The 14368-nt window shown below is 43.3% G+C and carries 12 protein-coding genes and 1 pseudogene; 8 read left to right on the top strand and 5 right to left on the bottom strand.

What is annotated here, in order from left to right; genetic code table 11:
* From VB733_RS22635 to VB733_RS22615, 5 genes are all read right to left on the bottom strand, one after another.
* Positions 1–1305: DUF3854 domain-containing protein (locus tag VB733_RS22635; RefSeq protein ID WP_323342310.1), on the bottom strand; the 1305-nt coding region annotated here is incomplete at its 3' end.
* Positions 1306–1669: 364 nt separating this feature from the next.
* Positions 1670–1879 carry a hypothetical protein gene (locus VB733_RS22630; RefSeq protein WP_323342309.1) on the bottom strand — a complete coding sequence of 70 codons (210 nt, stop codon included), beginning with the start codon at positions 1877–1879 and terminating at the stop codon, positions 1670–1672.
* Positions 1880–2549: 670 nt separating this feature from the next.
* Complete coding sequence (locus tag VB733_RS22625; protein WP_323342308.1) at positions 2550–4427, bottom strand: helix-turn-helix transcriptional regulator; 1878 nt, start codon at positions 4425–4427, stop codon at positions 2550–2552.
* A gap of 20 nt (positions 4428–4447) precedes the next feature.
* Positions 4448–5434, bottom strand: coding sequence for a hypothetical protein (locus VB733_RS22620; RefSeq protein ID WP_323342307.1), 987 nt, complete (start codon positions 5432–5434; stop codon positions 4448–4450).
* Positions 5435–5462: 28 nt separating this feature from the next.
* Positions 5463–5708 carry a ribbon-helix-helix domain-containing protein gene (locus VB733_RS22615; RefSeq protein WP_323342306.1) on the bottom strand — a complete coding sequence of 82 codons (246 nt, stop codon included), beginning with the start codon at positions 5706–5708 and terminating at the stop codon, positions 5463–5465.
* Between the two features lie 173 nt (positions 5709–5881).
* On the opposite strand from VB733_RS22615, the gene VB733_RS22610 reads away from it, so the two are divergent.
* The 8 genes and pseudogenes from VB733_RS22610 to VB733_RS22575 form a co-directional block, all read left to right on the top strand.
* Positions 5882–6934, top strand: a complete 1053-nt coding sequence (locus tag VB733_RS22610; protein WP_323342305.1) for a ParM/StbA family protein — start codon at positions 5882–5884, stop codon at positions 6932–6934.
* Entirely contained in the window at positions 6931–7203 is a 273-nt protein-coding gene (locus VB733_RS22605) for a hypothetical protein (RefSeq protein WP_015201131.1), read from the top strand. Before VB733_RS22610 ends, VB733_RS22605 begins: the two co-directional genes overlap by 4 nt.
* A 194-nt stretch (positions 7204–7397) precedes the next feature.
* On the top strand, positions 7398–8003 hold the full coding sequence (locus VB733_RS22600) for a hypothetical protein (protein ID WP_323342304.1): 606 nt from the start codon (positions 7398–7400) through the stop codon (positions 8001–8003).
* Positions 8004–8383: 380 nt separating this feature from the next.
* Positions 8384–9121 (top strand): hypothetical protein, encoded by a 738-nt coding sequence (locus VB733_RS22595; RefSeq protein ID WP_323342303.1) that lies wholly within the window; start codon positions 8384–8386, stop codon positions 9119–9121.
* Between the two features lie 315 nt (positions 9122–9436).
* The gene (locus tag VB733_RS22590) at positions 9437–10042 is read left to right on the top strand and encodes a hypothetical protein (RefSeq protein WP_323342302.1); all 606 of its coding nucleotides are present in this window, start codon (positions 9437–9439) and stop codon (positions 10040–10042) included.
* 247 nt (positions 10043–10289) lie between these two features.
* Positions 10290–12503, top strand: coding sequence for a DEAD/DEAH box helicase family protein (locus tag VB733_RS22585; protein ID WP_323342301.1), 2214 nt, complete (start codon positions 10290–10292; stop codon positions 12501–12503).
* 549 nt (positions 12504–13052) lie between these two features.
* Complete coding sequence (locus tag VB733_RS22580; RefSeq protein WP_323342300.1) at positions 13053–13997, top strand: DUF4351 domain-containing protein; 945 nt, start codon at positions 13053–13055, stop codon at positions 13995–13997.
* Between the two features lie 89 nt (positions 13998–14086).
* A pseudogene (locus VB733_RS22575) lies at positions 14087–14281 on the top strand (DUF4351 domain-containing protein); the annotation flags it as partial.
* Positions 14282–14368: the final 87 nt, after the last annotated feature.

Raw genomic sequence — 14368 nt, 5'->3', positions numbered from 1 at the left:
ATCCCTTGGATGCTGCGGTAATTGTTCCGACTTGCCTTCCCATGCCTCTTCAAAATCGACAAATTCTAGGAATTCCTCATCAAGATTTTCAAAACCAAGAACTTGGGTCAAATACTTGACATTTACCGTAATATCTGCATTGTATTTACGCGATAATCCTCGCTGCTTTTGGAAGAAGGAATTGCGGTAATCAGCCAAATTTTTAGCATCGTCGATGATGGCGGTCAGGAGGGTATTTCCATCCTCCACCTTCCCAGGAGCATCGAGCCAATAGCGATCGCTATCTTTTTTCTGGGCTTGAGATTTCTGAGCTTGAGAAATAGCCTCTCTATAAGCCTCGTTACGGGCAACAACGAAGTCATCGACCCCTTTCTCTCTTCCGGGAAGTTGAGCCACCTTGCAGACGCTTCCAGCCGCCTCTATTGCCCTTCCCGTGCGTAGGGTGGCTTGGAAGACATTCCACCGGGTTTTGGGTTTTTCTTCGTAGTCGAACAGGATGATAAATTCCCGTCCCGGTTGTGCCATAGGCAGCAAATCCGGGTGCAGCCGTTCGTCGAAGTCCTTTTTACCAACCCGTCCGTTCCAAATTCCAGGGAGCGCGATCGCCACAAATCCCTGGCTCAACAAACAAGCGGCTTTTTTCTCCCCTTCGCACAGGATTATGGGAATTTGGGGATTTTTCTGCACCCATTCCCAGAAGCGGAGGAGGCAGAGAGAGGGAGGGAGAGGTGGAATTTCCCCCACTCCCCTTGTCCCCCACTCCCTTTGTCCCCCACTCCCAAGGGGGTATTTGTCTTGCAACCGTAGCGCTAGGGATGAATGGTAGCGCTTGATGTTGTACCGCTTTGCCACTAAATCCCAAATGCATGGGGGAATATCAAAGTAGGTGACGCGGTTGGGGGTTTTGGGTGGCGATTCGTATTTGACAGGTTTGCCTTTTGAGCGATCGATACGGGGAACGCTGGGTTTAAAGCGTCCCCATTCCATCGGTTGCCAGTTATTGAGGGGGTCTAGTCCGCTAATCCACAATCCACCAAGTTCGGCGTGCTGGTACTGCCTTAAAAAACCGTCCGTCACCCTCCCCGCGTTTTTACGGGGGACGTTTAGGGAGAACAGGTAGGAGTAAACTTCTTCTCCTGATATGTGGAGAAAGCTTGCCGCGATGATGGCGGGGTGGATGGCGCTGAGTACCGCTAGTTCGTGGTACTCGGCTTCTGTGAGGTTGTTGGGCAGTTGGCAAGGGGTATGTTCGTTTAACGAGATACTCTCTTCCTTGTCTGGGTAGATAACACGGATATTTTGCATTGTCGGTCTCCTGTTGATTGGAGCCGATTAGCAACCCATCACTTTCTCTAGAAGTGAAAAGAAATTACTACGGAACCTTTAATAACTCTCAAAATTTGTTAACGTAATGGTGCATTTGTTGTTGGTTAGTTTCAGCTTGCAAGTCCCTAACTTGATTTGTTAGCGCTTCGCTTGAAAGTTTTTGAGACTTGATATCTTGAGATTTTGAGATTTTGAGATTTTGAGATTTTGAGATTTTGAGATTTTGAGAGTCAAGTAAGGTTTGTTTCGCGACAAACCATACAGCGAGCGACTAGCTAAGTAAGGAGGTTCTGTAGTTCTTTCGCTTCTAGAGCTTTTCGCTTCTAGAGAAAGAGACGAGCAACTAACCAGCTTTTTCTAATAAAGAAATATTGGCTGGCTGTAATAAGGCTGTATTGACTGGTTGTACTGGCTTTGATAGGGCTGTATTGGCTGGAAGCCTGTCTTGAAAGATTTTGTAGACGAAAACTGTCTCCCTTCGGATACTCTTCGATAACCCCTTCGGAGAACGCAGTTCCCTAAAGAGGATTTCCCTCTGTAGGGGCTGTCTCACCGCGAATTTCTCGCTGCTAGAAAGAAATTTTTGTTTCAGATTTTGTTTTAGATATTGATTCATTTTCAGGACTCTAAGAAAGGTATTTTTGGTCACTAAAAGTAAAGCATTTTTTGTAATGAGGCGTTTGCGTTCCCATTAAAGATAATTAGAGAAAAATGAGAGGCTGAAATTCTTATAAGACAAGGCTTTCAAAAATGTGTTATCCGGCGATGGGGCGGTTTTATCGCCCGATGGGGTTTTTTTGTTCTCACGCTCAAATCCTTATGTGATAAAGCTTTAAATGCCAATTTTGATGTTTTTTTTGTTGAGTACAAAAACCTATTTTTGGGTAGTTAATTATGAGAGAAAATCGGCGTTTTTGTGAATTTTTATGAGTTTTTATGAAGTTTCGTGTGTCCGTTTGATGAGATGTTTTAATCGCCCGATGGGGGATTTTTGTTCTCATGCTTAAATCCTTATGCACTAAGGATTTGAGGCTAGTTTCGAGGTAAATTATTTGAGTACAAGATTGCAATTGCTTGTTCTCAATTTTGAGTACCGAAAATCAGCTATCTACGCGGTTGAGAAAAATCGTTGCTTTCATTCGTTGCGGGAGCGTGCGATCGCATAATTGTGAGTATTCCTGTCTGAAAGTGTCCAAGAAGCGCTTTCATCTTAAAAGCCTTGCTTAGTCTGGAATTTCCAATACTTTTCTCAATTTTCCTGCCAATTTGGGAGTAATAGTCCGATCACCGCGTTCAATCATGGATACCAACTTTTGCGATACTCCCAAGCACGTAGCCAATTCTCTTTGGCTCCATCCTTTGACTTCACGGGCAGTACGCACCTGGGAAACTGTCAGTGGTGCTAATGATTTGGTGGTAGTACGTGGGACTGGGCTGAGTTTTAATAATGGTTCAGTTCTGCGCGATAGAAGCGCGGGAATGGGGTCTGGTGGCATAATTGTGAGTCTGGCTTTCCACAGTCGGTCGATGATTTTTTCTTTCCTCCAGTTAGAAGGTTTTTTGGCTTTGCTGTTGGGTCTGATCCATTTGGGATAGCTGGTATCGTCAAAGATGACCTGCCAATTCATGCTCATTAATAAAGCCAAGGCGCTATCCCATCTTTGTTTGAGGTTGTAGGATTCCCGGAAATCTTGATGTGCTTTATCAATTCGGGCTTCCAGTTCCACAGCTTCTAACAAACTGCCAACTTTATGTTCGTATTGATTTTTGTTTTGTAATTTGATGCGGCTAATCATTGTGAGATGGATTGCTAGTTTTAGCGCCAATTCATCGTGGTAGGGGTCAATTTTTAGGATTTCTGTGGCTAACCACCCAAATTGATGCAGTGCAATACCTGCTTTCATGCCCATCCTGTTTAGCCATTTTTCTGCCCAAGGACCAGGACTCACATTGATATAAACCTCTTCAGGATTATCAACTTTTCCTGTGAATATATTCTTCTGTCCTCTAGCATCGACCTCAATGACCCATAGGGGAGAAATACTAACACTGACATCAACTTTGTCACCTTTTGGCTTGCCTTCAACCCAGGTACACTCCATCAACATCCGCCCTAAATGGAAGGTAATGCTAGCAAGTTTTGCTAGTTTTTCAGGTACAGTTAAACGATGCTTTTTATCCCATCCTATTTGCTTAATTACTTCCGTACCTTTTAATGTAAATTTGCTTTGATTATTGAGGCTGGAATTAAAAGCATAAGATGCAAAAACTAACTGAAGCTTTGCTGCATCAATTCCCATTAAATCAATGACTTGTAGAGCAGCTTCCCATGCTAAAATATCGCCATCTTTTTCTCCACCTATGTAGACTTCGACTCGGTTTCTGGGGTTACTTTTACTAGTAGATTCAAAAACAGCATAGTTGTTGGTATCTTTTTTCCATTTATCGCGGCGATAGTGAGATTCTACCCCTGCCCTTAGAGGGACTGGTGTTGGGAAGCCTGTAATTTCAGGAAGTGCTTCTTCAACATTTGGATTTAATTTTGACGTGCCTTCTAATAGATTTTGTAGAGTTGATAAACTGAGGTTATCCAAGTTCATACTTTGGATTAACTCAGCTGCAACTCTCAGGGCGCAAACCTCATGCATAGAGTCAATAAGACTCTGCATATATTCGTAAGGCTCGACGAACGAAACGGTATTTTCAAATTTGTTTCGACTAGGAGATTTTTTTCTTCCAGATTTAGGCTTTTCTTCTCTAGGTTTTCTCGCAGCTAAAATGAAAAGCTTATCCGATTCCACATCTTGAAATAAATCCATAGACGGGCGCATTTCATTTACTAAAAAATCATGCAATTCTTGAGCCGTCCAATTCATAGATTTATGATGTTGGAACCATGAGTAGCCCATATCCCAAAATCCATCAGATATTTGAAAAAACTGTTCTAAAAAATTTGGCTCTCCCTTTAAAACACCATCACTTAAAATGATTTCTCTTTTAAGATAATCTGGTGCTATTTGAGTAATTCTCTTGATGAGAAACTCTTCTATCAATTCGATAGTTGTTTGTTTGAAATTAGCTGGACTATCTCGATCTGACATAATCTTTAACTAAGCTACTTCTACAAAATGCCAGCTTCGGTAAAAGCTTGGCTAATTAAATCAACCAGCCCCAAATTTTCTGCCCATTCAGTCAGATATCCATAGTCAAGAAAATCTGCTTGCAATTTGAGTATCCCCAGTACATCGCGCCATTGCTTCTGGGATTGGCTTCCCCTACCCCAAACAAGTTTTTGCAATAACAGGTCTTCGGGGGAAATCAACCAAAAATTAGGCATTCCCTCCACATCAAGCAACCTCCGTCGCGCCATTTGCGATGCTGCAAAGGCTGAAGTATCCGTAACATACAGGTCAGCGTTGGCGATGGTTTCCGTGTGGGTAATATTAAGCATCCGATCGCGCCCCTGTTGTAAATCCTCAACCGCACCTTTCTCAGGACAGTAGTAACCCGCCGCTTCCAGGGTTGTCACCAATAAATTGATTTGGTCGCGTTGGATTTCGATAACTAAATCCAAATCGCGGGTCGATCGCGGTTCCCCGTGAATCGAACTCGCAACACCACGACTAACGTAGTAGGGAATGTTTACCGATTCTAAAATTTGGTGCAATTCGCCAGCCAAGCTGATTGAGTCTTGAATCCATATTGTTTCATCAGTCTCCGAGTTCTTCAGTTTGCTGGGAACGCCAGTTCCCTCAACGGGGGGAACCCCCGCACGGGACTGGCTCCGGAAACCGACCCCGGCAAATGACTCACCTCCTTGGGGTTGGAAGCCAGGGGGAAATTTTTCGGACAGCACTGCACGGGCAAATTGCAGGCGGATTTCCTCCAACGACGCACCGCGATGTCGAGATTTAATTCCCGCCAAACAGAGTTTTCGTACTCCCCGGTTGTGCGCGATCGCAATCTCGATTCGTTGTTTAAGTGCAAGTTGGCGCAACCTGGCGAACAGGTAAATATCCGCATCAACATTTGTATCGGCGGCTTGCGAGCGGTAGCCGGGACGAACGGTTTTAGGTGTAAGTACCGGAGGAATTGATTCTGGAACCATAATTTTTCCTTGCCACAGCTAACTTATTTCAGCCATTCCCTTTTTCCTTATTAGTAGATGAGTGATTTTCTTTCAATGTGCGAAACTCTCCTTTTTCTTTCGCTTCTCTGATTGCAGATTCAACCAGGTAGGCAGCAAGATTTGCCGTTGGGCGACCTTGATATTCAGCCCAAGCTTCTAATTCCTCGTAAACCACATCGGGAAGGGTCAAGTTGACTCTCTTACTCACGTTTTCTTCTATCTGAATTTTCTGTATATCGCTTCCATCGTACATTTCACACTCTCAAAGTAATTAAAAGTAACTTAAAAGTAACTTATTCGTGTTAAACAGTTACTTACATGCGTTATACTAGCACTCATGACGCTATAAGTAACGCTTAGGAACAAATTAGTTACTTTTAGATGTATAGCGTCCCTATGTTGGCATAGCTGCAACTGATTGCAACCATGTCAAATCTTTGTGCAGTTTATATTTCAGCAATTTTTACTCCCAACAAATATATGACAGTCACACCGATGTATCACGTCACGCCAAAGCCTGACCACCTCTTAAAGCGACAAGTAGTGGCACTAGACGCAGGCAATCGCACCACTCAATGGATTACCCCCACAGGGAAAGTTATGACTATTCCCTCAGTCATTAAGCATCTAGAACCTTGGGAAGACACCCCAGAAATCGATGATGAATCCGTCCAAATCGAGGTGATAAAAGATGGTGACACTACTTCCCGCTTTGCTATCGGTACAGAAGCTCAAGTACAAAAAGGCACTCCAGCATTTGAAGTTAACAAAGTCGAACTTGCCAAACACTTCATCTATGCGGCTTTAGAGGCAATGCCCGGTCAAAATACCGTGGTAATTGAATGTCTGCGTATTGCCCTCCCAGATACCCGCCACACCGAAAACTTTGCATTGCTCAAAGAACTTGAGGGTGTTTACGAATTTATCCGTAATGGACAGCGCCTTTATACCAGCGTTCGCCACGTCGAACCAGTGGACGAAACCCGCGCTGCTTACCGCTATGCCGTTAGAAGTGGGCTGTTTAAAAGTCCTAAATCTGTAAACGGGATACTCGACCTGGGTGGGGGCACTGGTATCGGACGGTTGTATTCCCCCAACGGCTCCCTCAACCGTCAAGCCGATGCGATTGTTCCCGGTACTTATGCCCTCGCCGAAAAAATTGATGCTGCTCTGCTGCCCACCACAGGATTTAGCCAGAATTTGGGCTTGATTATGGACGCGATCGCATCAGGCAGTTTCACCATTGGCACCAGTGGCATCAGCTTTGCCCATTTATTTGAAAAGTGCAGAGATGCATGGCTCTCTGAGATTCGGGGCAAACTGCGGACAAAATGGGGACAATACTTCTCGGAAATAGGGGAAGTGTTGATTATTGGTGGGTCTGCTCCCCTGGCGAAACCAATTCAGGAGTCCACCAACGGACGATTTAAAGTTGCACCCAGTCCCCAGACCATTTCGATTCAGGGGATGCTGCTATGAGCCAAGCGCGGATTGTACTTAGGGATGCTGCGTTGGAGCAGGGGGAGCGGTTACTAAAAGTCACCAGATTGGCAACTTTGACCGAGTTAATTAACGTGATGTTCTCCCGCTACGGCAGACATCTCGAAGAAACCTGGGAGGTGCTGCCATCTCCATACGAAACAACAGGTGTCCGCTCTAAACCTGTATCGCAGGTTGTCCCAACATCTATCTTAGAAACCGACCCAGAAACCGATTTTACTTTTGATAAACCGATTTGTGGATTGTAAATACGCCCATGCTCCAAGCATTTGTACTGACAACTTTAAATACAGAAGCGATATCTTCCGCAAGCTGAACGTCCTTTGCCTCCTCCGCCAAGATTGAGCGTAGACGTAAAGCAGCCGAAGACATCGCTCCAAAACCCAAAAACGGGGTTATCTACCGCCGCAATAAAACGAATAGACAACAAGGAAATTATCGCATGACAACCAATAATCCTGACTGGTGCATCAAGGTCAACAATCACCCCGAACTATCCGACCTACGTACATATCACTTTGATGACGAAAGCGATGTAGAGAGCTTTGCCCAAAGTTTGCTGTGCGAGGGCATTACAGAATTTTCTCTCTACCACAACAACGGTGGGGAGTGGGCAGAACAAGAAACCAACCCTTACGACTTTTTCACAACAATTGACGATACTCCTTTTCCATTAGCCCACGGTCAACTATTACCAAATCTCTCAGGGGATGTGTCGCCAGAAATCATCTGGAGCTTGGCACAGGGCAATAAAGACGCACTTAGTTCGATTGATAACGAACCAGCCCGTGAAAAAGCAGAGCGGATTTTTGACTGTTTAACTTTATCGGGTGCATGGGATGAACCAGAAAACTTATCTAATGAAGGCTGCGGGGAAATAGGGGAAAATACATCGTGGAAATTGACGGATTTTTCTGGCGACACCCTTAGTATTGAATGCATCTTTGATACTGAAAATATCCCTGACACTGAAATAAATACCCTCTCCCTCGATGCAGCGATAGAGGAACAATTCGCCGACGAATTTAACCTGGACGAACTGATTTGATTTGTCTAGAATGTCCCAGAATCAAATAACGGTGTAATGAGGGTTTCAGCTTGTCCCGAACTCAGGTTTTCTTAGAAAACCTTGACCATCCAAGATACTGCCGTCGATTCAAGGGTGACACTCCCTAATACGGCGAAAAAGAAGGATTTTAGGAGTGCGAACTGACAAAAGCCCGTCATCCAAGAAACAGCGCTTGCGCGAACTGACAAGTCAGCGCGCGATCGCACTCCTACTCCTATTAATACGCTTAAAACCTGATTAAATCGTGCGAGTCAGAGGTCAGATTTTCCATTCGCCAGCAGTATCCCTCACTGATGGGGTTATCCCCACTCCCAAACTTGGACACTCCACTCCCCTTAACGACTCACGAGAAAAACGCCATGACCAACAACCAACAACCGCGCATCAAAATCCACGTCGCCGCACCCGACGTGTCCCGCGCCTCTCAAACCATCTTTGGGCTAGACACCGATGTAATTATTAAAGCCATGATGGGCGATGAAGAGGCGACAACCTACCTAGCCGACTACGCCAACATCACCACCAAAGCCCGGAAAAACATCAAACCTGTCCTCAAACAAGCCGCAACCATTTACGACGGCACAAAGGACATCAACCAAGCGGTGTTATACCTGCTGAAATCTGCGGCGAAAAACGGGGGTCAAATAGTCCAAATGAAAGGACAGGCACTGGTTTTAAACAAACAGTGGATGAACTTTCTCGAACAGCAAAAGCAGAAAATAGCCAACGATTTAACCGAAGTTGATGTCAAACATGCCCAACAAATCAACCTGTTAAGCGCCCAACATCAAGTAAACCTGCGGCTGGGGAATATCGCCTACCGCGATAAACTCACCAAAATGGGCAACCAGGCACAGCAAAAACTAGCTGCAATGCAAACCCAAGCGGATCGAGAATACGAAGCCGCCAGACTTGCCGCAATCCAACGCGACGGCAGCCAAGCCAACCTGGGAGCCATTCCCCAACGTACCGTACCTGGTTCAATTGGTGGTGTTAACGGTAGTGGCAGGTTTAATTTGTCCAATATCACAGGTGCAATCGGTGGTTTCTTCCGAGGTGTCGGTAACTTCTTTGGTCGCCTAATGCGATCGCTTTAAAAACAAACCCTTGGTTGAATTTAGATTTCCCTTATATTTGGCACGAGATGCAAACATAGACGCTTCAAACTGCAAACAAAGCAATGAGCGAAACCACTGTCTTCTGCAAATATGGGGGTCTCAAAACCACATTAACTGCAAATGAAACCAGATTATTTGCAAACAAACCACATTAACTACAAACAAACCAAATTATTTGCAAATAGGCTGTAACCCTGATTCTGAGGAAGTTTGAAAAAAATGGTCTCCTCATGTCCAAGTTAAATGAAGGTTTTTTAGTTCAACGCCTGCGAATTTCACGCGGAGCTTACCGCCATGCAGAACCCACAATTTGACGATATCCTGCTGCAATTATTCCAACAGCAATCATCCCCGGTTCAACACCAAGAATCGGGGAGCGACGCACAGCCAACTTTCACGGAAATAACCCCCAAAGACAACGCACGGGTGGAAGGCTTTCTAGATATCCTTTTCAAAAATGCCAATACCCTTGCCGTCGCTTCCAGTACCTTTGCTGTTGCCTCAATCATGGCGGGTAGTTTCGCCATCGCCAGGATTATCGCCATCCCCGCGATGGTATGTACCATTGGCTACAGCGTCGCAGTGATGACATCTGCGATCGCAGCCTTTGAACAATTCAGCATTGCCATCTCAGAAAAAGGTTTCAGCCTAGAATTTAACCCGGACTTCTGGAAATCAGTAAGTCGTGTATCAACCATTGCCAGCATCGGCTACTTTGCCCTACATCCCCACTGGCAAGCAGAAGACAGAGCCAAAGCTGGAACCGAACGTTACTACAGCGCCCAAAAAGAATTTACCAACCCAGTGCAACAAAAAACACCTGATTACATGGGTTATGGAGTGGCGATCGCAATCACGGCAATCCTTGTTTTCTTACTCAAACGCAGAAAATTTTATTGACTACTAGTTCTCATAAAACATGCTGGGCAAGGGTTTCAGAGGTTAAAGTTCATCGAAATCACGTTATTTTATCTGCTTTTTAGCCTTTTTAGACTGGATAGTTATTTTCGCCACCCCTTTTCTGCTCGTCTATCTTGCTTCTGTCTTATTTCTGTCTTATTTCTGTCTTCCTTTCTTCTACCACGCCAGTTGCTACGACACGGGAAACCCGCGCAACACGCTGGCTCCTCTGCCTTCGTTTCTAACCATGTCACAAAACAAACAATTCCAACTCGAACAAGATGTGATTGATGTGGTACTGCCCAGCCCAAGACAGTCACGCCAAAACCTGATTAATCTAAGCTGTATGGGCATCGGTACTCTACTCCTCGCCGCTTCCTTCTACGGTACTGACATCAGATATTATGAATATTCGTATCAACCCACACCCTTTGAACTACGCAGCCACATCCAAAAACACCGAGACGAAGCTTTTAGACTAGACCAAGAGTATAAAAAACAACTAACAGACTGGCAGCAAGCAAAAAAGATAGGTTGGCTGACCCCCAAACCCATCAAGCCCAAATACCATGTTCCCACCCCATCCGAAGCGTTAAACCAGCTTCAAAACGATAAATCGAACTACTACCTAGTACCCACCTGGGCAGTAGAAGCAAACGGCGAGACTTTACCCACCAATCCCGAATATAGAAAGGGTAAATTACCAAAACTACCCCAAGAAATCGCCGAGAAAGACGGTTACGGCAAACCTTACCTCAAAACAGTCAACGACGCACCTTACAACCCTTACAAAGCACTTCTAGGTTTTGGTGCTGCGACGTGTTTCGGGTATGTTTCCGTTATTGCTAACGACAGAGTACGTAAACTAGCTGTAGCAATTCCCCTATTCCGCACCAAAATTAACGAATTCTGGGCAAAAGGCATTATCCAACAGCGCTTAAATCTTGAAGCTTGGCTAGATTACGGGCAAGTTCAAGCACGGGTAAACGCAGGGAGAGCTTTTGGAGATGCCCTGTTTGCAGGAGATATCACCGAAGCTGAATATACCGAAATAAGGGAGTCGGCAGAACGACAGGCACAAATGCTCACCGAATCGCTACAACTCAAAGCATTGCCAGGACAATCAATGGACGAGATAAATGACCCCAAAAACAAAGTATCGGCTAGTGCTGGGGATAACACCCAAAATCCGGTACAGAAGCAGGTACAAATTCTCCGCTCGCGCTATCTCAAATTAATCAAAGAACACGAAAATGGCTGGCTCGAAGCCCTCAAATTTAAACCCGTCATCGTCTCCGGGGATATGGGTAGTGGTAAAACTAGCTTTACCGCAGCTTTGGCGCTGTTACGCTTTATTTGCTGGGGAATCAAGCCAGCGATGGTATTAGACCCCCACGCGCACCAAAACACGGCGGAAAAATGGGCATTTCTAGAAAAACTCCAAGCACGAATCTACGGTGGGGAACAGGATTGGGAAAATATTAATGAGGGTATCCAAGCCATTTTTGAGCGCTGGAAGACGCGCACGGAAAAAGATGCTTGGGAGTCGGTAATCATTGACGAATTGACCACCTACAGCGAACAAGAACCCTGCGCCAAAAATGCTCCCAAATTGATGCAAGGAGTAATTGGCAACCCCCGTAAAGCCCACGATGCAATGATATTAATCACCCACAGCAACACCAACGCAGGCACGGGTGGTTCGAGCGGTTTTAGCGATGCCAAAAAAACGGGGACGATTGAAATTAAACTGCGTTCGACTAATGACATGACACCTCTTTATAAAGGGGAATTAATTGGTTATAAAGACGCAGAGGGGAAAGTATTACCCGACTTTCAAATTACAATCCCTGAGTGGTTAAATCCAGCCAAACTTTACGGAGCCATAGCAATAACTGCTAACGCCGAAATAGAGGTAAAAAAGCAACGTCAAGAAAAATTCCAGGATGATGATATACCTGCCGAAGAATTGCCAAATAATTTGTGGAAAGCTGCGGTACAAAGATTAAATGATTTGCTATCTCAAGATGCACCAAAGCAGCCCAACGATTCTAATCAATCACCAAATACTAACTCAGCACAAGATAAGAATAATTTATCAAATATTAGCCCTTTAGAAAACAATCATCAATCATCGAATCCTAATCCTTCAGAAGATAATTATCAATCCTCAAAAAACAATCATTTAGAAGACGACAATCAATTATTCGATAAGCATCAACCATCAGATGCTAATCATTCATCAGATAAAAATATTCTCTCTAATCTCAGCGAACAAGCGCAAGCATTTATCAAATATATGAAACAACAAAATCTTACTAGCATCAAAGTTCGTGACGCTTATCGTAACTTTAGGTTCAATAAAATTCGACCAAATGCCTTGGAGATGAAAACAATTATGCAAGAGATTGAAAATGCAAATATAGGAAAGCTAGTTGATGGTATATTCAGCATTTACTAATATTATTTCCCCGTCGCCTGTCACCTTATCCAGCGACATAAAACCCCTAAAAATACCCCTATAATAGCCCTATTTAACCAGAGAGTAATAGGTGACAAATATGTCTTAAACTTCTGTCATAGCAACGTCATAGCTGAAGCGACAGTATAAGTGACACCATGCGACAGGCGACTATTAATATAAGGAGGTGACGGTACAAGTGACACAATTGAAGGCTCTAGAAATTTGGATTTATTATTAACTGTTTTAGAAATAAACTGAAAGAAATAGCAAGATATTTTGTTGTGTTCGCTACACGATTTCAGCTAGCCATCGCGCTGTGGCGCGAAGAGCATTATATTTTGATACGAATAAGGCTACAAGATAAATAGAAAACCAGTCGTTAAAAATATATATATTGTATGCTGATATCTAATTATTATCTGATACTCGTTTTTGTTATTTTATCTCTAATTAAAATTAATTTGTTTTGTAAAATATCATCTTAAATATCAAAAACATTTAATTAATAGTATAATTAAATGTAATATCTACCATATAAGACTGACAATGACCGATAAAAATCCACCGACTGCATACGATTCTCCTTGGAAAGATATTCTGCAAATATACTTTGAAGAATTTATATTATTTTTCTTGCCCAATGTGCATACACAAATTGATTGGACAAAATCAATTGAATTTTTAGATAAAGAATTAGAAGAAGTAGTTAAAGACGCAGAAATTGGACGACGGTTTGCTGATAAATTGGTGAAAATCTACCTGACAAATGGTTCAGAAGAATGGATACTTATCCATATCGAGGTGCAGGCTCAACAAGAATCAAACTTTGCCGAACGAGTGTATATTTATAGTTCTCGTATTTATAGTAAATATAACAAAAAAGTAGTTTCAATCGCAGTTTTAGGTGACGATAATCCTAATTGGAAACCATCACAATTCGGTTACAGTTTATTTGGCTATACGTTAAATGTAGAATATCCGATTATAAAACTACTTGACTATCAACAACAGCAATCCCAATTATCAGCAAGTAACAATCCATTTGCTATTGTAGTATTATCACACTTAGCTGCACTTAATACCACTAACGATAGAACATTACGCAAACAAGAAAAGCTAGCTTTGGTAGAGCGATTGTACTCAATGGGGTTTGAGGAGCAAGATATTCTCAACTTGTTTGCTTTCTTGGATTGGATGTTAACGCTACCATTAGATTTAGAAGCCGAGTTTAAACAAGAAGTTAGACAACTGGAGGAAAGACGAGAAATGAAGTATGTTACTTCTGTTGAGCGTAGCGGTATTGAAATAGGTAAAAAAGAACACGCATTCTCATTAGTTACGCGCCTTCTCAATCGCCGCGTAGGTAATATTGACGACACCCTGCTTGAACATCTACGCGGGTTATCAGTTGAAGAATTGGATGCATTGGGTGAAGCATTACTAGATTTTAGTTCGATGGCTGATTTAACTAATTGGTTGGAGCAACATTAGTCTATAGTATTATTTTTGACAAAAATGACACAAGTATACATCGGATACCCTTTTGTGGTTATAGGTATCAATTGCAATAACGGAGGATGCAAAAAATTTACTATTGTGACTGTGAGTTAATTATGCGATTAGAACCACTGTATCAAAGAGACAGAGAACAAGCCAAGCAAGAAGGAAGACAGCAAGGAGAACAAGACTTAATATTGCGTCAACTCAATCGCCGTATAGGCTCGATTGATGCATCATTAACTGAGCGAATTCAAGGATTATCTATCGAACAATTATAGGACTTACGCATTGACGAGGTGGTAAAATAGTGAATTGAAAAAAGATGTCGTCTACTTTCAAGGTATCGGAAAATTAGAGAAATC

Source organism: Calothrix sp. UHCC 0171, from assembly GCF_034931845.1.
GTDB lineage: Bacteria > Cyanobacteriota > Cyanobacteriia > Cyanobacteriales > Nostocaceae > Brunnivagina.
The sequence above is the reverse complement of the archived record's forward strand: the minus strand, read 5'-3'. Positions and strand labels throughout refer to the sequence as shown.

What these genes read in the sequence shown, in the direction of transcription:
- VB733_RS22625 (WP_323342308.1), bottom strand. Translation starts at nt 4,427, where the DNA reads ATGTCAGATCGAGATAGTCCAGCTAATTTCAAACAAACAACTATCGAA.
- VB733_RS22620 (WP_323342307.1), bottom strand. Translation starts at nt 5,434, where the DNA reads ATGGTTCCAGAATCAATTCCTCCGGTACTTACACCTAAAACCGTTCGT.
- VB733_RS22615 (WP_323342306.1), bottom strand. Translation starts at nt 5,708, where the DNA reads ATGTACGATGGAAGCGATATACAGAAAATTCAGATAGAAGAAAACGTG.
- VB733_RS22610 (WP_323342305.1), top strand. Translation starts at nt 5,882, where the DNA reads ATGTCAAATCTTTGTGCAGTTTATATTTCAGCAATTTTTACTCCCAAC.
- VB733_RS22605 (WP_015201131.1), top strand. Translation starts at nt 6,931, where the DNA reads ATGAGCCAAGCGCGGATTGTACTTAGGGATGCTGCGTTGGAGCAGGGG.
- VB733_RS22600 (WP_323342304.1), top strand. Translation starts at nt 7,398, where the DNA reads ATGACAACCAATAATCCTGACTGGTGCATCAAGGTCAACAATCACCCC.
- VB733_RS22595 (WP_323342303.1), top strand. Translation starts at nt 8,384, where the DNA reads ATGACCAACAACCAACAACCGCGCATCAAAATCCACGTCGCCGCACCC.
- VB733_RS22590 (WP_323342302.1), top strand. Translation starts at nt 9,437, where the DNA reads ATGCAGAACCCACAATTTGACGATATCCTGCTGCAATTATTCCAACAG.
- VB733_RS22585 (WP_323342301.1), top strand. Translation starts at nt 10,290, where the DNA reads ATGTCACAAAACAAACAATTCCAACTCGAACAAGATGTGATTGATGTG.
- VB733_RS22580 (WP_323342300.1), top strand. Translation starts at nt 13,053, where the DNA reads ATGACCGATAAAAATCCACCGACTGCATACGATTCTCCTTGGAAAGAT.